Annotated in this window: 13 protein-coding genes; 3 read left to right on the top strand and 10 right to left on the bottom strand. The window is 65.3% G+C overall.

Annotated features, from left to right (window positions below; translation table 11 throughout):
* Positions 1-49 precede the first annotated feature (49 nt).
* The 7 genes from OLX23_RS18820 to cysD form a co-directional block, all read right to left on the bottom strand.
* On the bottom strand, positions 50-1,033 hold the full coding sequence (locus OLX23_RS18820) for an MDR family oxidoreductase (RefSeq protein ID WP_264446575.1): 984 nt from the start codon (positions 1,031-1,033) through the stop codon (positions 50-52).
* Positions 1,034-1,103: 70 nt separating this feature from the next.
* Positions 1,104-1,760 carry a TetR/AcrR family transcriptional regulator gene (locus OLX23_RS18815; protein ID WP_264446574.1) on the bottom strand — a complete coding sequence of 219 codons (657 nt, stop codon included), beginning with the start codon at positions 1,758-1,760 and terminating at the stop codon, positions 1,104-1,106.
* A 144-nt stretch (positions 1,761-1,904) separates the two neighbouring features.
* A complete protein-coding gene (locus OLX23_RS18810) occupies positions 1,905-4,397 on the bottom strand; it encodes a TonB-dependent receptor (RefSeq protein WP_264446573.1) in 2,493 nt (830 codons plus the stop codon).
* A gap of 307 nt (positions 4,398-4,704) precedes the next feature.
* Positions 4,705-7,110, bottom strand: coding sequence for a TonB-dependent receptor (locus tag OLX23_RS18805; protein ID WP_264446572.1), 2,406 nt, complete (start codon positions 7,108-7,110; stop codon positions 4,705-4,707).
* Between the two features lie 232 nt (positions 7,111-7,342).
* A complete protein-coding gene (locus OLX23_RS18800) occupies positions 7,343-8,080 on the bottom strand; it encodes a 3'(2'),5'-bisphosphate nucleotidase CysQ (protein WP_264446571.1) in 738 nt (245 codons plus the stop codon).
* A gap of 54 nt (positions 8,081-8,134) precedes the next feature.
* Positions 8,135-10,063, bottom strand: a complete 1,929-nt coding sequence (gene cysN, locus OLX23_RS18795; protein WP_264446570.1) for a sulfate adenylyltransferase subunit CysN — start codon at positions 10,061-10,063, stop codon at positions 8,135-8,137.
* The gene (cysD, locus tag OLX23_RS18790) at positions 10,063-10,980 is read right to left on the bottom strand and encodes a sulfate adenylyltransferase subunit CysD (protein ID WP_264446569.1); all 918 of its coding nucleotides are present in this window, start codon (positions 10,978-10,980) and stop codon (positions 10,063-10,065) included. Before cysD ends, cysN begins: the two co-directional genes overlap by 1 nt.
* A gap of 94 nt (positions 10,981-11,074) precedes the next feature.
* Here cysD and OLX23_RS18785 point away from each other — a divergent pair, with 94 nt between their 5' ends.
* Positions 11,075-12,181 (top strand): helix-turn-helix transcriptional regulator, encoded by a 1,107-nt coding sequence (locus OLX23_RS18785; protein WP_264446568.1) that lies wholly within the window; start codon positions 11,075-11,077, stop codon positions 12,179-12,181.
* 165 nt (positions 12,182-12,346) lie between these two features.
* Here the strand turns inward: OLX23_RS18785 and OLX23_RS18780 are convergent, their stop codons facing one another.
* From OLX23_RS18780 to OLX23_RS18770, 3 genes are read right to left on the bottom strand one after another with little or no spacing between them, the layout of a single operon-like run.
* Positions 12,347-13,582 (bottom strand): MBL fold metallo-hydrolase, encoded by a 1,236-nt coding sequence (locus tag OLX23_RS18780; protein ID WP_264446567.1) that lies wholly within the window; start codon positions 13,580-13,582, stop codon positions 12,347-12,349.
* A gap of 2 nt (positions 13,583-13,584) precedes the next feature.
* Entirely contained in the window at positions 13,585-14,598 is a 1,014-nt protein-coding gene (locus OLX23_RS18775; protein WP_264446566.1) for a zinc-dependent alcohol dehydrogenase, read from the bottom strand.
* Between the two features lie 43 nt (positions 14,599-14,641).
* Positions 14,642-15,439 carry an SDR family NAD(P)-dependent oxidoreductase gene (locus OLX23_RS18770; protein ID WP_264446565.1) on the bottom strand — a complete coding sequence of 266 codons (798 nt, stop codon included), beginning with the start codon at positions 15,437-15,439 and terminating at the stop codon, positions 14,642-14,644.
* A 154-nt stretch (positions 15,440-15,593) separates the two neighbouring features.
* Here OLX23_RS18770 and OLX23_RS18765 point away from each other — a divergent pair, with 154 nt between their 5' ends.
* Together OLX23_RS18765 and OLX23_RS18760 are read left to right on the top strand one after the other, a co-directional pair.
* Positions 15,594-16,484: a helix-turn-helix transcriptional regulator gene (locus OLX23_RS18765; protein WP_264446781.1), complete on the top strand. Its 891-nt coding sequence runs from the start codon at positions 15,594-15,596 to the stop codon at positions 16,482-16,484.
* Positions 16,485-16,624: 140 nt separating this feature from the next.
* Positions 16,625-17,791 (top strand): sulfotransferase family protein, encoded by a 1,167-nt coding sequence (locus tag OLX23_RS18760; protein WP_264446564.1) that lies wholly within the window; start codon positions 16,625-16,627, stop codon positions 17,789-17,791.
* Positions 17,792-17,841: the final 50 nt, after the last annotated feature.

The following is a 17,841-nucleotide window of genomic DNA, read 5'->3' as shown; positions in this document are numbered from 1 at the left end:
CCTGGCCTACCGGCCGCGCCCCCGCAGGAGCGCGGCCGTTCGGCATGCCTTAGCGACGAACGTCGACGATCAGACGGCCGCGGATCTTGCCGTCGATCAGGTCGCGCGCGCCCTGGATCGTTTCGGCCAGGCTGATCTCGGTCGCGATCGTGTTGAGCAGCGAGATGTCGAGGTCACGACCCAGACGATCCCAGGCGGCCTGGCGCGGCTTCTGCGGGCACATCACCGAATCGATGCCGATCAGCGAGACGCCGCGCAGGATGAACGGCATGACCGTCGTGGCGAGGTCGCTGCCCTGGGCCAGGCCGCAGGCCGTGACCGTGCCGCGATACTTGGTCTGGGCGATGGCATTGGCCAGCGTGTGGCTGCCGACCGAGTCGACCACCGCGCCCCAGCGCTCCTTCTGGAACGGCTTGCCGGGCTCCGACAGCTCGCTGCGATGGATGAACGAATCCGCGCCGAGGCCGGTCAGGTAGTCCTTCTCGCTGTCGTCGCCGATCGAGGCGACGACGGTGAAGCCTTCCTTCTTGAGCAGGGCGACTGCGACCGAGCCGACGCCGCCGGGGGTGCCGGTGACGAGGACTTCGCCGTCCTCGGGCTTCACGCCGAAGTTGATCAGCGCATCGACGCTGAGCGAGGCGGTGTAGCCGGCGGTGCCGATGCCCATCGCCTGGGCGCCGGTGAAGGCCGACGGCAGCTTGACCAGCCAGTCACCCTTGAGGCGCGCCTTGGTGGCGAAACCGCCCCAGTGCACTTCGCCCACGCCCCAGCCGTTGAGCAGGACCTTGTCGCCGGCGGCGAAGTTCGGGTTCGAGCTGTCGCTGACGGTGCCGACGAGGTCGATGCCGGGGACCATCGGCCAGCGGCGCACGACCGGGCCGTCACCGGTGATGGCGAGGCCGTCCTTGTAGTTCATCGTCGAATATTCGACGTCGATGGTGACGTCGCCCTCGGGCAGCTGGCTCTCGTCGAGCTCGGTCACCGAGACCTTCTGGCCATCGTCGGTCTTTTCGATCAGGATCGCAGAAAACATACAAACTCCCTTGGGCAATGGTGGGTCTCTAGGACCATTCGAATGGGGTCGAGCGCTGGCGCGCGAGTCTCTATTTCCGCCGCCGGCTGAGCCTCTCAGCTATGCCGGGGTAGGCATCGGCCCGCAAGGAGCCATACATCGACAGACGCAAGGTCTCGTCGGCAAAACGTTGCGCCAGCGCGGCGCGGCCGGCGTCGTTCTCGGCATGCGCGCGCGCCCAGATCGGCCAGAGAAAGATCCCGGCGAGATTCATCACCGAAAGCACTTCGGCATCGATCCCGGGCACGGCCAGATCGCTGGCCGCCCAGCGTTCGAGCGAGCCGCAGTATTCGCGCCAGAACGGGTCCTGCGCCGGGTCGGGCGAAGCGAGGACCTGGAGCAGCCAGACGCGGCAGAGCTCGTGGTTCTCCATCGCGAAGGCGGTCAGCCGCTCGGTCATCGCGGCAATGTCCTCTTCCTCGAAGCGGCGCTCGCTGACCGTCTCGGGATCGCCGAAGGCAGCGCGGAACAGCTTGTCGGAAGCCCAGGCAACGGTCGCCTCGATCAGCTTCTCGCGCGTTTCGAAATGCTGGTAGGCCGTGCCGCGATTGACCCCGGCGAGATGGGCGACCTCGGACAGGCTGATCCCTTCGGGGCCGTCCTTGGCCAGCAAGGTGCGCGCGGCTTCGAGGATGACCTCGCGGGTCGCATCGGGATCGCGGGGGCGCCGTTTGGCTCGACTCTCCATCCTCGTCCTCCCTGGTTACGCGCGGCATTATGAACAGCACTGTCGCCTATTAGCGGCACGCCTACTGGTCAAACGAAAAGGCGGGTCAAACGAAAAGGCCGGCGGTTTCCCGCCGGCCTTCCGTTTTCAAGCCTGAGGCAGAGCTCAGCGCGAGCCGAAGCGCACCGTGAAGGTGGCGCCGAATTCGCGCGGCGCGGTCATCGTGATGCCACGATAAGCGCTGGTGCCCGACTGGCCATAGGTGATGGCCGGGACGCCGGCCGGCAGCACGCCGGCGCACTGCGGCACGGCGGCCGAGCAGAACAGCTGCTGGTAGCTGACGCCCAGCGGCTGCGCGGTACGGCTCAGAACGCGTTCGACGTTGAACAGGTTCTTGACGTAGCCGGTCAGCTCCCAGGCGCCGTCGGCATCGCGGATGCCGGCGAACAGGTTGACCTGAGCGTAGCTGTCGATGTCGTCGAAAGCATTCGCCGGATCGTTCTGCGACTTGCCCTGGAACGTCATCAGACCACGGATGTAGGCCTGCATGTTGGCGCCGACCGGGTGGTTGTACTCGGACTGCACGGTCGCCGCAAAGGGCGCCGAGGTGCCGGCACGATAGTTGACGTTGCAGGTCGCGATCTGCTGGCCGTTGTTGGCCGCCAGGATCTGGGCATAGGTGGGAACACCGCCGCCGTAGTTGTTGCAGGGAACGACGCCGTTCTTGATCTTGCTGAGGGCGTAGCTCGCCGTGCCGCTAATGCTGAAACGATCGCTGACGCGGAAATCGATCTCGCCTTCGACACCGTCGACCTTGGCCGGAACGCCGACTGCAAGCGCGGGCGTCGCGAGGAACACGCGCTGCGCGCCCTGGGCGTCGGTACCGGCTGCATAGATGTTCTGGGCCGAGAACGCGTAGTTCTTGAAGTCCTGGCGATAGGCCGTGATGTTCAGGCGCAGACGGTTGTCGAGCCAGGTCGACTTGACGCCGATCTCGTACGAGTTCGAGGTTTCGTCACCCGGGAAGTAGAACGACGAGAGCAGCGCACCGGGGTTGGTCAGATCGCGGAACTGGATCGGGTTGGTAGCCGAACCCGGACGCCACGAGCTGCCGAACGACGCATAGGCCATGATGTCCGGCGTGAACTTGTGCTTGAGCGAAGCCGAGTAGATCCAGTGGCTGGTCTTGAGGTTCTGCGTCGCCGCAGGAACCGCAACGCCGCCGACCGTCAGGCTGCCCGTCGACTTGTAGTCGATGTAGCGCGTGCCGGCCGAAAGCTCGGTCGCCTCGCCGAGGTGCGCCGTGACGTTGGCGAACAGCGACTGCTCCTTGGTGAAGGCCGGACGCGTGACCGGGGTGTTCACGAGCTGCGCGAAGGCAACGCCAGCACCGGGAACGATGCCGCTCGTCTGCACGAAGTTCGGGAACGCGGCCTGCGGGATGAAGAAGCCGGCGAACAGCGGCGTCTGCGTGACCAGCGAAGTCGGCGCGTCGAGCTTGTTGTAGAGGCCGCCGACGACGTAGTCGAACATGCCGGCAACGCGCTCTTCATTCGACAGGCGCAGTTCGTGCGTGGTCTGCTTCGAACGGGTGTTGGTCACCTGCGCGGCCTCGAGCAGCGCACGCGGATAGGTCGCGCCGAAGAACGCGCCGTCGTCCGAAGGATCGAGGCTGTCGAGCTTCGAATCGCTGTACGAACCGACGTAGTCGAGCTTCTGGCCGGCGAAGCGAGCCTGGCCCTGCCAGTTGAAGACCTGGAAGTTCTGCTCGTAGCGGCGCGGAATGAACTGCACCGACTTGCGATCGCCAGCGGTGATCAGCGCCTGACCGTTCGGAGCACCGGCAACGGTCTGCGACAGCGATTCGACCTGGTCGAACTGTGCAACCTGACGGTTCGTCGTGGTGTAGCTGGCCGAAAGGCTCAGGAAATCGGCCGGCTCGGCGCGCAGCGAGATGCGGCCACCGCGGGTCTTCTGATACGGGTTGACCGTGCTATTCAGGCTCGTGACGCGGTTGCCGTCACCCTCTTCGTAGACGCCGGCAACGCGCAGGGCGAGGATGCCCTCGACGATCGGCACGTTGATCGCGCCGTTGAGGTTGCGGGTGCCGATGTCGTTGATCGTGCCGGTCAGATAGCCGCCGGTCTCGTTCAGGTCGGGACGGTGCGAGGTAACGGTGATCGAGCCCGACGGAGAAGCGCGACCGCGCAGCGTGCCCTGCGGACCGCGCAGAACTTCGATCTGGCCGACGTCGAACATCGACTGGAACAGGATGCCCGCGGCGAGCGGCGCGTCGTTGAGGTAGAATTCGATCGTGCCGTTGTTGCCGCTGGCGTTCACGTCATAGGCGACGCCGCGCAGCGAGGCCTGGGCACCGATGCCGTTGGCGCTCGACGACAGGTTCAAACCCGGAACGAGCGTCTGGATTTCCTGGAATTCGCGAAGGTTCAGCTTCTCGATGCTCGCTGCCGTGACCGCATTCACGACGAGCGGAACTTCCTGCTGCGATTCGTCACGGCGGCGCGCCTGGACGACGATGTCCTCGTTGCCGAAGCCCGCCTCGTCCGTATCCTTTGCCGCAGTGTCCTGCGCGAAGGCCGGTCCGGCCAGGCTCAGCAGGCTGACGCCAGCCAAGACGAATGTGCGAATGCTCTTCATAGGTAACCTCTCTCCGCATGATCGGTCTGGTAAAACCGCATCCTAGATCGCCCAGTGGCTCGTGCCGCTCGCGCGGCCTCACAGCCGGCGCCTCTGATGCGAGGGCGGGTCACTAGGGTGAGCGGCGGAGATTTGCCAATTACAAAATGAGGCCGCCTCAGTTTCTGTCGGGCTGTGACATTTTAGCAATAGGTTAACATTTGCCGGCCGCAGGCGCGGACGGACAGGCAAGGACACAACGGAAAGGCCTGGCAAACAAAGAGGCCGACGGTTTCCCGCCGGCCTCCCCTGAAGTCCGGTGCTAGGCTCAGCGCGAACCGAAGCGCACGGTGAAGTTGACGCCGAATTCGCGCGGGTTGGTGTAGAGCTGGACCTGACGATAGGTGCTCACACCGTTCGCACCCGTCGCGCCGATCTGATAGCTGACCGTGTCCGGCGTGGCCTTGGTGGTCAGGACGCGTCCGACATTGGTGATGTTCTTGCCATAGATGCCGACGTCCCAGCTGCCATCGGCCGAACGGATGCCCGCATAGAGGTTGAGCAGACCATAGGCCTTGATGTCGTCGAAGGCGTTGGCCGGATCGTTCTGCGAATCGCCCTGGTAGCTGAACAGGCCGCGGACATATGCGTCGCCGAAGCCGACGGGCTGCGAGAATTCCGACTGCACCGTAGCGCTGAACGGCGCGGCGACGCCGGCACGATAGTTGACCGCGCAGACCGCGATCTGCTCGCCGCCGTTGGCGGTCTGAATCGCGGTATAGGTCGGCACCGCGCCCGAGGTGTCCGGAACGCCATCGCGCGGCGAGTAGTCGTTGCACGGAATGCGACCGTTCTTGATCTTGCTGAGCGCGTAGGACGCCGTCACGCCGATATCGAAGCGGTCGGTGATGCGGTAGCCGATCTCGCCCTCGATACCGTCGACCTTTGCCGGAACGCCGACCGCGATAGCCGGGCCGGCGGTGAACACGTTCGGCGCGCCGTTGGCGCGATTGGCCGCGATGAACACGTTGCGCGACGAATAGGCGTAGTTCTTGAAGTCCTGATGATAGGCGGTGACGTTAAACCGCAAGCGCTTGTCCAACCATTCGGACTTGAAGCCGATCTCGTAGGACTTCGAGGTCTCCGGCGCCGGGAAGTAGTACGACGACAGCAGCGGGCTGGGATTGGCGATCTCGCGAAAGATCGTCGGATTGGTGCTCGAGCCCGGACGCCAGGAACTGCCCGTCGAGGCATAGATCATCAGGTCGGGCGTGACGCGGTAGGTCGCCGAAGCCGAATAGATCGTCGCGTTGATCCGGCGATCCTCGGCTGCCGCCGCGACTGCCGTGCCGGCGATCGTGAGGAAGCCGGTCGAGTGGTACTTGATGTGGCGCAGGCCGCCCGAAATCTCGAGCTGATCCCCGATATGCGCGGTGACGTTACCGAAGAACGATTTCTCGACCGAACCGCCGCCGCGCGAGATCGGCGTGTTGACAACGGTGATCGGCGTCGTCGGTCCCGGCAGGCCCAGGAAGACAGGGGTCTGCTGGATCAGCGCGGTGGGCGAATCGAGCTTGTCGTAGAAATAGCCGACCACGTAATCGAACATCCCGCCGATGCGCTCTTCGTTCGACAGGCGGAACTCATGCGTCGTTTCCGAGCCGCGGCTGTCGGTCGACTGGCCAGCGGTGCGCAGCGCCAAGGGGAATGCCGCGCTGAAGAAGCTGCCCGTGTCCGCGGGGCCGCCCGAGATGAAGTGCTGCTTGTTGTTGGCGCCGACGTAGTCGAGCTTCTGCCCGGCCAGGCGAAGTTGGGCAGACCAGTTCCAGATTTCGTAGTCCTGCTCGTATTTCGCCGGGAACTGCATGACCGAGAGGCGATCGTCAGCCTGGATCAACACCGGGCTGGCGGGCAGCGAAGGATCGCGCAGGTTCGCCGATTCGAACTGGTAGAAGCTGCGCGACTTGCGCTTGGTGCGCGTATAGCTGCCGTTGAGCGACAGGAAGTCGAACGGCTCGGCCCGGACCGTGATACGGCCCGACTGCGTCTCCTGATGCGGATCGAGCGGGTTGTTGATGCTGCGAACCCGGTTTTCCTGGTTCTGATCCATCACGCCGGCAACGCGGATCGCCAGCTTGTCCTCGATGATCGGCACGTTGATCGCGCCGTTGAGGTTCCAGCCGTGGATGTCGTTGACGAAACCGTTGAGATAACCGCCGGCTTGGTCGAGCACCGGCTTGCGTGTTGATACGGTGATCGAGCCCGACGGCGAGGCGCGACCGCGCAAGGTGCCCTGAGGACCGCGCAGGACTTCGATCTGGCCGACGTCGTACATCGAGATGAACAACTGGCCGGCCGAGATGTGCGCTTCGTTGAGGTAGAATTCGATCGTGCCGTTGTTGCCGCTGGCGTTCACGTCATAGGCGACACCGCGCAGGGTCGCCTGGGCGCCGATACCGTTCTGGCTTTGGCCGAGCTGGAGGCCCGGAACCAAGGTCGCAACGTCCTTGAATTCACGGATGTTGAGCTTGTCGAGCGTGTCCGCGGTGACCGCGTTGACGACCAGCGGCACGTCCTGCAGCGATTCCTCGCGGCGGCGGGCCGAAACGACGATCTCGTTGCCGCTGAGACCGACCTCGTCGGAGTCCTTGGCCACCTGATCTTGCGCGAAAGCCGGTGCCGCAACGCTCAGGAAGCTGACGCCAGCCAAGGCGAACGCACGAATGCCCTTCATCTTCAATCCTCCCCTCGAACTGGTCAGACCAGTCTCATGCCCCCACCCTCTCGCTTTGCGCGAGATCGGCGGTTGCCCCAATGATCACATCGATCGAGAATGATTAAAGAGATGAACTGTTCGTTTGCCAACAGGGCAAAACGAGATGTTCTCGCCTTTTTTTAAGGTGTGACAAATCCGCCATAGTCGCGCAAGCCCGACCAAGATCGCTCTTGGTCGGGAAGCGTCGCGGTCAGGCCAGTTGCGCGATCTCACCAAGGATACGATCGGCGTGTTCCTTGCGGCAAATCAGTAGGTCCGGCATGTAGACGTCGGCCTGATTGTATACGAGCGGACTGCCGTCGATACGCGAGACGTGGAGGCCATGCGCGAGCGCCACCGCGGCGGGGGCGCAGCTGTCCCATTCGTACTGGCCGCCCGAATGCAGATAGATGTCGGCCTCGCCGCGGATGATCGACATGGCCTTGGCCCCGGCCGAACCCATCGGCACCAGTTCCGCGCCGATCCTCTCGGCGACGTCGGTCGCCTCTTTGGCCGGACGCGTACGGCTGACGACCATACGCAGCTTCTCGGGCGCGGCGGGAACAGTGGTCGGCGCGTCGGTGCGCAGCACCACGCCGAGACCCGGCAAGGCCACGGCACCGATCGTCGCCACGCCGTCGATCGCGAGACCGACGTGGACCGCCCAGTCGGTGCGCGCCTCGCCGTATTCGCGTGTGCCGTCGACCGGATCGACGATCCACACGCGGCTCTTTTCGAGCCGCACCGGATTGTCCTTCTCTTCCTCCGACAGCAGGCCGTCGTCGGGCCGCTGCTCGCGCAGCGCGTGAACGAGGAACTGGTTGGCCGTGGCGTCGCCCGCCTTGCCCAGCGCCTTCAGCGACAGCATGCCCGAGGCACGCACCTGCAGCAGAATCTGGCCCGAGACCTCGGCAAGGTGGGCCGCGAGTTCGGCGTCATTCATCGACATTGTCTTGTTCTCCCAATCCCGCTGCCCCGGACCGGCCGGGGCAGCGGTGTATTGTCAGGCGTCGCCGAGCAGCGCGTCGACGATCAGGTTCGCCGCCTCGTCGGGCGTGACCTTGGTCGTGTCGATGCGGATCTCGGGCTTCGCCGGTGCCTCGTAGGGGCTATCAATACCGGTGAAGTTCTTGAGATCGCCGGCACGCGCCTTCTTATAGAGGCCCTTGACGTCGCGCTCTTCAGCCACGCTCAGCGGCGTGTCGATGAACACTTCGAGGAACTCGCCCTCGGGCAGCATCGCCCGCACCATCTCGCGCTCGGCCTTGAACGGCGAGATGAAGGCGGTGATGACGATCAGACCGGCATCGGTCATCAGCTTCGCCACCTCGCCGACGCGGCGGATGTTCTCGATGCGATCGGCCTCGGTGAAGCCCAGGTCCTTGTTCAGGCCGTGGCGCACGTTGTCGCCGTCGAGCAGGAAGGTGTGCCGGTTCATCCGGTGCAGCTTCTTCTCGACGAGATTGGCGATCGTCGACTTGCCCGAACCCGAGAGGCCGGTGAACCACAGCACGGCCGGCTTCTGGTTCTTGAGGCCGGCATGGGCATCGCGGCTGATGTCGACCGCCTGCCAGTGCACGTTCTGGGCACGGCGCAGCGAGAAGTTGATCATGCCCGCGGCGACGGTGGCATTCGTGATCTTGTCGATCAGGATGAACCCGCCGAGCGTGCGGTTGTCGGCATAGGCCTCGAACACGAGCGGCTTGTCGGTCGACAGTTCGGCCACGCCGATGGCGTTGAGCTCGAGCGTCTTGGCCGCCATCTGCTCCATCGTGTTGACGTTGACCGTGTACTTGGGCTCACGCACCGTGACCGAGACGGTCTGGGTGCCGAGCTTCAGCCAATAGGCGCGGCCGACGTGGAGCGGCTCGTCGTTGAGCCAGACGATGGTGGACTCGAACTGGTCGGCCGCCTCGGGCGGATTGTCCGCCGTGGCGATGACGTCGCCGCGCGAGCAGTCGATCTCGTCGGCGAAGCAGACCGTGACCGACTGGCCCGCGACCGCCTCGTCGAGATCGCCGTCGAGCGTGACGACGCGGGTGACCGTCGAGGTCTTGCCTGAGGGCAGCACGCGGATCGCATCGCCGGGCTTCACCGAGCCGGTCGAGATCAGGCCCGAGAAACCGCGGAAGTCGAGGTTCGGACGGTTGACCCACTGCACGGGCAGGCGGAACGGCTTGTCGACGTCGACCGAGCTCAGCACTTCGACCGTCTCGAGATGCTCGATCAGGTTCGGTCCCTTGTACCAGGGCGTGTTGTCCGACGGGCCGGTGATGTTGTCACCCTTGAAGCCCGAGATCGGCATGGCCGTGAAGCTCTCGATGCCGATCGACTTGGCGAATTCGGCATAGTCGGCGACGATCTTGTCGAAGACTTCCTGGCTGTAGTCGACCAGGTCCATCTTGTTGACCGCGAGCACCAGGTTCTTGATGCCGATCAGGTGGCACAGGTACGAGTGGCGGCGCGTCTGGACGAGCACGCCCTTGCGTGCGTCGATCAGGATCACGGCGAGGTCGGCGGTCGAGGCGCCGGTCACCATGTTGCGCGTGTACTGCTCGTGGCCCGGGCAGTCGGCGACGATGAACTTGCGCTTCTCGGTGTTGAAGAAGCGATAGGCCACGTCGATCGTGATGCCCTGCTCACGCTCGGCGGCGAGGCCGTCGACCAGCAGCGCGAAGTCGATCTCGGCGCCCTGGGTACCGACCTTCTTGGAATCTGCGGTCAGCGCGTCGAGCTGATCCTCGAAGATCATCTTCGAGTCATAGAGCAGACGGCCGATCAGCGTCGACTTGCCGTCGTCGACCGAGCCGCAGGTGATGAACCGCAGCATCGTCTTGTGCTGATGCTGTTCGAGATAGGCGTCGATATCCTCGGCGATGAGGGTTTCGGTGACGTAGACCGGATCGTTGCTCTTGGTTTCGATGTCCGACATCAGAAGTACCCCTGCTGCTTCTTGACTTCCATGCCGGCACCGCCGGCGTCCTTGTCGATCGCGCGACCCTGGCGCTCCGACGTGGTGGTCAGAAGGGTTTCCTGGATGACTTCGGGCAGAGTCTTGGCCTCGCTCTCGACGGCGCCGGTCAGCGGGTAGCAGCCGAGCGTGCGGAAGCGGATCGAACGCTCGACCGGCACTTCGCCGGGCTTGAGCGGGAAGCGGTCGTCATCGACCATCAGCAGCATGCCGTCGCGCTCCACGGTCGGGCGCTTGGCCGCGAAATAGAGCGGCACGATCGGAATGTCGTTGAGGTGGATGTACTGCCAGACGTCGAGCTCGGTCCAGTTCGAGATCGGGAAGACGCGGATCGACTCGCCCTTGTTCTTGCGGGCGTTGTAGAGGTTCCACAGCTCCGGGCGCTGGTTCTTCGGGTCCCAGCCGTGCGAGGCCGTGCGGAACGAGAAGATGCGCTCCTTGGCGCGGCTCTTCTCCTCGTCGCGACGGGCGCCGCCGAAGGCCGCGTCGAAGCCGTACTTGTCGAGCGCCTGCTTGAGCCCTTCCGTCTTCCACATGTCGGTGTGGAGCGCGCCGTGGTCGAACGGGTTGATCCCGCGCTCGGCCGCTTCGGGGTTTTGGTAGACCAGCAGCTCCATGCCGCTCTCGGTCGCCATGCGATCGCGCAGCTTGTACATCTCCTGGAACTTCCAGGTGGTGTCGACGTGCAGCAGCGGGAACGGCGGCGGCGACGGATAGAACGCCTTGCGCGCCAGGTGCAGCATGACGGCGCTGTCCTTGCCGACCGAATAGAGCATCACCGGGCGCTCGGCCTCGGCGACGACTTCGCGCATGATGTGGATCGCCTCGGCCTCGAGCCGCTGCAGGTGAGTCAGTCTGGTTGGTGAAATGATGGTCATCGTCCCTCTCCGGCGCCCTGACTTTTGGGGTGCGGTCACGGGCTACATGACGAGTCGCGCTTGACCCCAACGCTCCCATATGGGAGCAAAGTGCATGGCGCTCGGTACGATCGACGAACGCGACCTCCTCCTGCCCCTCTTCACCGGCATGGACGAGGAGCCGTTGTGGGACACTTTCCTGCATCGCCTGCTCGCGCGCACCCGCGCGCAGCGGCTGCACTTGTTCATCCGACCGGGCGGCATGTCGGGCATGCCGCCGATCCGGCGGACGATCCGCGTCCGCGGCTATGCCCCCAGCGCGACGCCGTTCGACCTGGAGGCCTTCAGCGAGGCCGGACTGCTGCCCTATGCCTCGCTGCGTCCCAACCGCGTCTATTCGCTCGAAGAGACGACGCTGCCCGAGAGCCCCGAAGCCGTGCAGCGCCAGCGCGGCGTGCTCGACGCCGCCTGGGTCGCCCATGCGCGCTTCATCCGCATCGTCGCCAAGGGCGATCACAACGCCTGGCTGGTGCTGCTCCACGACCGGCTCGACTTCGGCGCGGGCGACAGCGCCCTGCTCTCCTCGCTGGCACCGCATTTCGCGCTGGCGCTGACGATGCTGATGGAACTGCGTGGCCTGCGCCTGCGCGCGACGATCGCCGAAGACGCGCTGGCACTGCTCGGCGTCGGACAGGCGATCTTCGACTCCGCGGGCCAGGCGATCATCGCCGATGCCATCGCCACCGAGGAACTCGACATCCAGAGCACCGGGCAGAGCGTCGGCCGCGCACAGCTCCGCGCGGGTGCGACCCAGGCGCTCAACGCTGCCTGCCGCGAATTGTCGACGGCCAGGCCCGATGCGCGGCGCACGGTGCGCTTCGACGAAAGGCTCGGCAAGGACGTGCTGCTGCGCCGCGCGCCCGTGGCCTCGGACAGCCCGCTGAGCAGTGGCTACGCGGTGGGCCTCGTCCGCCGCGACCGGCGCGAGAATGCGCAGAGCGCGGCTCCGGTGGTGGCGGCCACGCTAGGCCTGTCGACGCGCGAAGCGGCGCTGGCCGAAGCGATCAGCCAGGGCCGCTCGATCGTCGAGGCCGGCGCGGAACTCCAGCTGACGCAGGAGACCGCACGCAACTATTCGAAGCGGATCTACGCCAAGACCGGCGCCAGCGGACAGGCCGACCTGGTGCGCATGATGCTGACGGGTTTGGCGCCGTTTGCGTGAGCTAAGCCACCCTCACCGCTGCGACTAGCTTCGCTGCGCTCAGCAAGTCTCGCACCTCTCCCGCCAGCGGGAGAGGGTTTAGCGCGCCCCTTCTCCCGCTGGCGGGAGAAGGATAGCGCAGCTTGCTCCGCAGGAGCTAGCGAAGCTTGGATGAGGGTGAGACGACTAAGCCCCCAGCGCAGCGTCCACGTCGGCGATTTCCGAGCGCAGCCACATCGTTTCGCTGAGATTGCTCTGACCCGACCGCTCGAGCAGCAGCGCCGAGGCGTCCTTCTTCACCAGCAAGGCCGCGCGGTTGCCCGGCTCCGCACCGAGTGCGATCGCAACGAGGTGCAGGGCCTCCAGCGGCTCGCCGGCGTCGAGGCGCGCCTTCGCACGTTCGGCCAGCTTCTCCGCTCCGCCCGCCAGTTCGACGAGATCGGCGTCGACCGACGAGCGCGGAACGCCGTAGAGTTCGGTCGTGCCGTCCTCGTAGTGGAACCAGCCCGAATACTCGCGCCAGATCGACTTGACCGCCCACATCGCCTTGCCGTGGAAGTCGCCGATCTTGATGTCGTCGGGGAAGGCGAACTCGCGCATCAGCTGGTGCACGGTCTTGCCCGCCTTCATGCCCTCGAGCGTGTAGTCGCGGACGTAGGAGACCGCGGCGTGCATCTTGTCGAGATCGGCCTTGATCCGCTCCTTGCCGACGATCGGTTCGCCGTGGCCGGTGACGACGATCTCGGCACCGAGCGCACGGATCTTCTCGAGGCTCTTGAGGTAGGTCTTGACCAGCCGCGGCTTGTCGCCGCGCAGGGTGTTGAGGAAAGGCATCGACAGCCAGACCGGGCCGAAGGTGTTGCCGGTGAAGACGATCTTCTCCTTGGGCATCCACACGACGATGTTGTCGACGGTCTCGCCCTCGGGCGCCGAGATCAGCTGGAAGGTGCGGTCGCCGACGTCGAGCGTCAGCTCACGATCGACGAAAATGTCGGGCGTGACCTGCGGGATCGGCATCGGCGGCTTGTCGCGCTTGAGCGTCGAGCCCCAGAGCTTGAAGGTCCGCTTTCCGAAGAACGACTGCAGCCCCATCATGTCGTCACGCGCGCCGACGTAGTCGGGACCGCCGACGATCTGCGTGCCCTCTTCCTGAAACTCGGGCACGCCGCCGAAGTGGTCGGCGTGGCTCTGCGTCAGGATGATGTAGCGGATCGGGCCCGTGCGATGCGGCGCGAACAACACCTTCGCGCGCTCGCCGTCCTCGGGCATGCCGCAGTTGACGATCACGTCGCCATCGCTGGTGGTGACGAGGTGCGCGTTCGAGACGCCGCGCGCCATGAACACGAAGGGCGTGATCTCGACCGCATCGGTCTGGGCGTCGCCCGAGCGGACGAAATCGGCGAGCTTGGGCTGCGTGCTCATGCTCAGGCGTCCTCGTCCGCGTGGATCATGACCTTGCAGCTCTCGGGCGTGGCCGCGATCTTGAGGCCGTCGAGCACCTGGCTCAGCGGCAGGCGGTGGCTGATCATCGTCGCGATCTTGTCCTTGAGGCGCGGCAGCGCGGCAACCACCTCGGGCATCTCGGTCGGATAGCCCATGGCCGTGGTGATCGTCATCTCGCTGGTCAGCATCGTGCCGAGGTTGAGCTCGACCGGCTTCATCACTGCGGCGGTGACGACCAGACGCGCATGGAACTTGGCCATGCCGACCACATCCATCAGGATGTTCGGCGCGCCGGCGGCGTCGATGAAGGCATCGGTACCGACCGCGCTGCGGTTGAGCAGCTTGGCGGTGCCGTGCAGTTCCTCGAGCCGCTCGCGCACGTTCTCGCGCGACGGGTTGATCACGGCATTGGCGCCGAGCGCCTTGGCGCGTTCGAGCCGTTCGTCCGAGAGATCGAGCGCGACGACGTTGGCACCGCGATCGACCAGCCAGAGCACCATGCCGAGACCGATCGGGCCGCAGCCGAAGACCACGACCTTGTCGCCGGCCTTAGCCTGGGCGCGATTGACGCCGTGGAGCGCGACCGAAAGCGGCTCGGTCATCGCGGCGATCTCGTAAGGCACGTCCTCGGGGATCGGCAGCAGATTGTCGCCGACGCGCGCCTCGGCGACGAGGAGCTGGTCGGTGAAGGCGCCTTCGGGGCCGCCGCTGCCGATGTTGCTCGGCGTGTTCATCGGGTTGATCGCGAAGCGATCGCCGACCGACACGCCCTGAACCGCGCTGCCCACGGCCATGACCTCGCCCGCGGCTTCGTGGCCGATCGGGGTGACGCCGCCCGGCGGGCGCATGATGCCGCCATACTTGATGTAGGTCAGGTCGCTGCCGCAGATGCCGCAGGCCTTGACCTTGATCACCACGTCCTTGTCGCCCGGAACCGGCGGTTCCTTCGGATCGAGGCGGACGTCGTTGACCTCATGGATGTTGAGGATGGGCATGGCGGTCTCTCCTTCCGATCTTTGTTATCGCGTCTTCGTCCGATCAGGGGCGGATCTGATAGCCGCCGTCGATGTAGATGGTCTGCCCCGTCAGGAAGCCCGAGGAATCTGAGCAGAGGTAGGCGCCGATGCCTTCGAAGTCCTCGGGATAGCCGACGCGCTTGGCCGGCGTCTGCGGACCGTAGGTCTTCTCGAGATACTGCGCCGCCGGGCCATCGGCGGCACCCATCATCGGCGTGATGATGAGCCCCGGCGCGACGACGTTGGCGCGCACGCCATACTGGCCCATCTCGACCGCGAGGCTGCGGATCACGCCGGCCACGGCGCACTTCGAACCGGCATATTCCATCTTGCCGGCAAGGCCCTGGTACAGCGAGCCCGAGCCACAGGCTACGAGGCTGCCACCGGGTTCGCCGGCCTCGGCGCGCGCCTTCATGTGACGCGCAGCCTCGCGCAAGGTGAAGAAGGCGCCGTGCAGCGCGGTCTTCTGGAATTCGAACCAGTGATCGGTGGGCATGTCGAACACCGAGTCATAGCGCGGCGAAGCCCCCGAATTGGCGAAGACGCAGTCGATACGGCCGAAGTCGGCCATGAACGTGTCGTAGCCGGCCAGGATCGCATCCTCGGACGAGACGTCGACGACATAGGTCTCGACGCGGCCCGCGCCGGCTTCGAGCAGCTCGGCCTTGGCGGCGGCGTTCTTCTCGGGATTGCGCGCCCAGATGGCGATGTCGCCGCCCTGCTTGGCGATGCCCTTGGCAAAGCCCAGGCCAATGCCGCCGTTGCCGCCGGTAACCAGAGTCACCTTGCCGGTGCAATCGAACAAGCCCTTCGCCATCATGTCTCTCCTCGCGGGGTATCAGAAAATGCGCCGGTGTTCCGGACGCGTCATGCTTTCAGATGTCCTCCCGCCGCGCTTGTGCCGCAACCGCGCTGCCTGTAGATTACCGGCCAGACCATCAAATCAGAGACACAAACAGGAACAGGGTCGCGTGATGCCGCTGGGACAGGATCCGATCATCTCGCACGAAGCGACGATCATCGTCGATGCCGAACTGCGCGGTGCGGCTGCGGTCGCTCAGCTCGTGCGCTACGACATTCCGGCGCCGACCGAGTCCACGCTCTGCGATCCCGATTGCTACCAGATCAACATGTGCCTGACCCCGCGGCCGCTCAACGCGCGCGCCTGCTATCACCAGCATTGGGGGCCGCATCGGTTCGAGCGACTCGGCGACATCTTCATGATCCCGCCCGACGAGGCGCTGCACATCAAGGGCGACAGCGGCCGCCAGGCCTCGCTGCTTTGCTTCCTCGACCGCGCTGCGGTGAACGCGGTGATCGGCTACGAGCTCGCCTGGACCGACCAGAAGCTCGCCGCCACGGTCGACCTGACCAGCGCGCGCGTGCGCGCACTGCTGTTCCGGCTGACCCAGGAAGTGCGCCATCCCGGCTTCGCCGCCGATCGCATGCTCGAATTCCTGACCGGCGAACTGGCGATCGAACTCGCGCGCTTCTGCCTCGAGGTCGACGAGCGTCCGGCCACGGGCGGCCTCGCCGGCTGGCGGCTGCGGCTGATCGACGAACGCCTGAGCGACGATCCCGTCGCTCCCTCGCTCGGCGAACTGGCCGAGCTCTGCAACATCTCGGTCCGCCAGCTGACCCGCGGCTTCAAGGTCAGCCGCGGCTGTTCGATCGGCGACTATATCGAGAGCCGCCGCATGGAAGGCGCCAAGCGGCTGCTGGTGTCGGGCGAGAACGTCAAGACGATCGCCTTCACCATGGGCTTCTCCTCGCCCTCGAGCTTCACTTTCGCCTTCCGCCGCGCGGTGGGCATCAGTCCCAGCCAGTTCCGTCAGCGACAGACCCGAGGGATCCGGACCGCCTGAACGGTCTTGTCCTGATTTCGACGCACTGGCCTGATGGGGCGATGGAACCGCATTGCCAACCCCGCCCCCCAAGGCGTTAGCTCGCGGACAACGGGCCATCGAGCCCACAAAGCAATTCAGCGGGAAGAAGGATCCTGACGATGGCCCAACCCATCAACGCCGACGCGCTCATCGAACAGGCGCACAAGGACACCGGCATCGACGCGTTCGACGCCGAGACCTATCGCGAGGGCCTCGACGTCTTCGTCGAGGACTTCAACGACGGCATCGCCGTGGGCCGTTATACCGAGATGGGCATCGACCGCGCCAAGGCCGATACGCTGCACTACCTGCGCAGCCGCCTGAAGATCGCCGACTATCTCAAGCAGAATCCCGAGCTGCTCGATCGCCCGATCGAACGCCCGGTCTTCGTCATGGGCATGGCGCGCACGGGCACGACCCTGATGTCGAACCTGCTCGCCGCCGATCCCGGCCGCCGTTCGCCGCTGACCTGGGAAATCGACGATCCGGTGCCGCCGGCGACCAGCGAAACGCTCTACAACGATCCGCGCGCCCTCGCCCGGCTCGAAGAGGAACGCGCCCGCCTCGCCGCCAACCCCGCCGCGGGCAAGTTCTACCGCGGCTCGGCGGTCTATCCGAACGAATGCGTGTTCATGATGGCCGGCGACTTCAAGACGCTGATGATCGAGTCCAAGGGCATCCTGCCCAAGTACGGCGAGTTCATCTTCTCGTGCGACATGACCTCGTCCTACGAGTACCACAAGAAGTTCCTCCAGGTGCTCCAGCACAATGCGCCGGGCACCTGGAATCTCAAGAAGCCCTCGCACTCGCTGTTCCTCGAGACGCTGTTCAAGGTCTACCCCGACGCGCGGGTGATCTGGACGCACCGCGATCCCTATACCGCGACCGGCTCGCTCGCGAGCCTGATCCAGCTCAGCCACCGCATGTTCCTGGGCGAGCCGGACTACGAATGGCTCGGCAAGAACTATTCGTGGCAGCAGGTCCAGCACGCCAACCGGATCATGGATTTCCGCGACAAGTTCGGCGAGGACAAGATCATCGACGTCCACTACGCCGACCTCATGCGCGATCCCGTGGGCACGACCAAGAAGCTCTACGCGACGCTCGGCGACGACTTCACGCCCGAAGCCGAAGCCGGCATCCAGGCCTGGGTCGACGACAACCCGCAGGACAAGTTCGGCGTCCACGAATACAAGCTGGCGCAGTTCGGCCTGTCGAAGGAAGCGCTCGAACCGCAGTTCGAACGCTACCTGTCGCGCTACGACGTCGAGCCCGAGGGGAAGTAAGCCGAACGCCCTCCCCATTATCGTCACCCCGGACTTGATCCGGGGTCCCA

Origin of the sequence: Novosphingobium sp. JCM 18896, assembly GCF_025938095.1 — a bacterium.
GTDB lineage: Bacteria > Pseudomonadota > Alphaproteobacteria > Sphingomonadales > Sphingomonadaceae > Novosphingobium.
The sequence above is the reverse complement of the archived record's forward strand: the minus strand, read 5'-3'. Positions and strand labels throughout refer to the sequence as shown.

Coding starts and splice junctions, on each gene's coding strand:
- OLX23_RS18760 (WP_264446564.1), top strand. CDS start 16,625: ATGGCCCAACCCATCAACGCCGACGCGCTCATCGAACAGGCGCACAAG.
- OLX23_RS18815 (WP_264446574.1), bottom strand. CDS start 1,760: ATGGAGAGTCGAGCCAAACGGCGCCCCCGCGATCCCGATGCGACCCGC.
- cysD (WP_264446569.1), bottom strand. CDS start 10,980: ATGACCATCATTTCACCAACCAGACTGACTCACCTGCAGCGGCTCGAG.
- OLX23_RS18780 (WP_264446567.1), bottom strand. CDS start 13,582: ATGAGCACGCAGCCCAAGCTCGCCGATTTCGTCCGCTCGGGCGACGCC.
- OLX23_RS18810 (WP_264446573.1), bottom strand. CDS start 4,397: ATGAAGAGCATTCGCACATTCGTCTTGGCTGGCGTCAGCCTGCTGAGC.
- OLX23_RS18800 (WP_264446571.1), bottom strand. CDS start 8,080: ATGTCGATGAATGACGCCGAACTCGCGGCCCACCTTGCCGAGGTCTCG.
- OLX23_RS18785 (WP_264446568.1), top strand. CDS start 11,075: ATGGCGCTCGGTACGATCGACGAACGCGACCTCCTCCTGCCCCTCTTC.
- OLX23_RS18820 (WP_264446575.1), bottom strand. CDS start 1,033: ATGTTTTCTGCGATCCTGATCGAAAAGACCGACGATGGCCAGAAGGTC.
- OLX23_RS18770 (WP_264446565.1), bottom strand. CDS start 15,439: ATGATGGCGAAGGGCTTGTTCGATTGCACCGGCAAGGTGACTCTGGTT.
- OLX23_RS18765 (WP_264446781.1), top strand. CDS start 15,594: ATGCCGCTGGGACAGGATCCGATCATCTCGCACGAAGCGACGATCATC.
- OLX23_RS18775 (WP_264446566.1), bottom strand. CDS start 14,598: ATGCCCATCCTCAACATCCATGAGGTCAACGACGTCCGCCTCGATCCG.
- cysN (WP_264446570.1), bottom strand. CDS start 10,063: ATGTCGGACATCGAAACCAAGAGCAACGATCCGGTCTACGTCACCGAA.
- OLX23_RS18805 (WP_264446572.1), bottom strand. CDS start 7,110: ATGAAGGGCATTCGTGCGTTCGCCTTGGCTGGCGTCAGCTTCCTGAGC.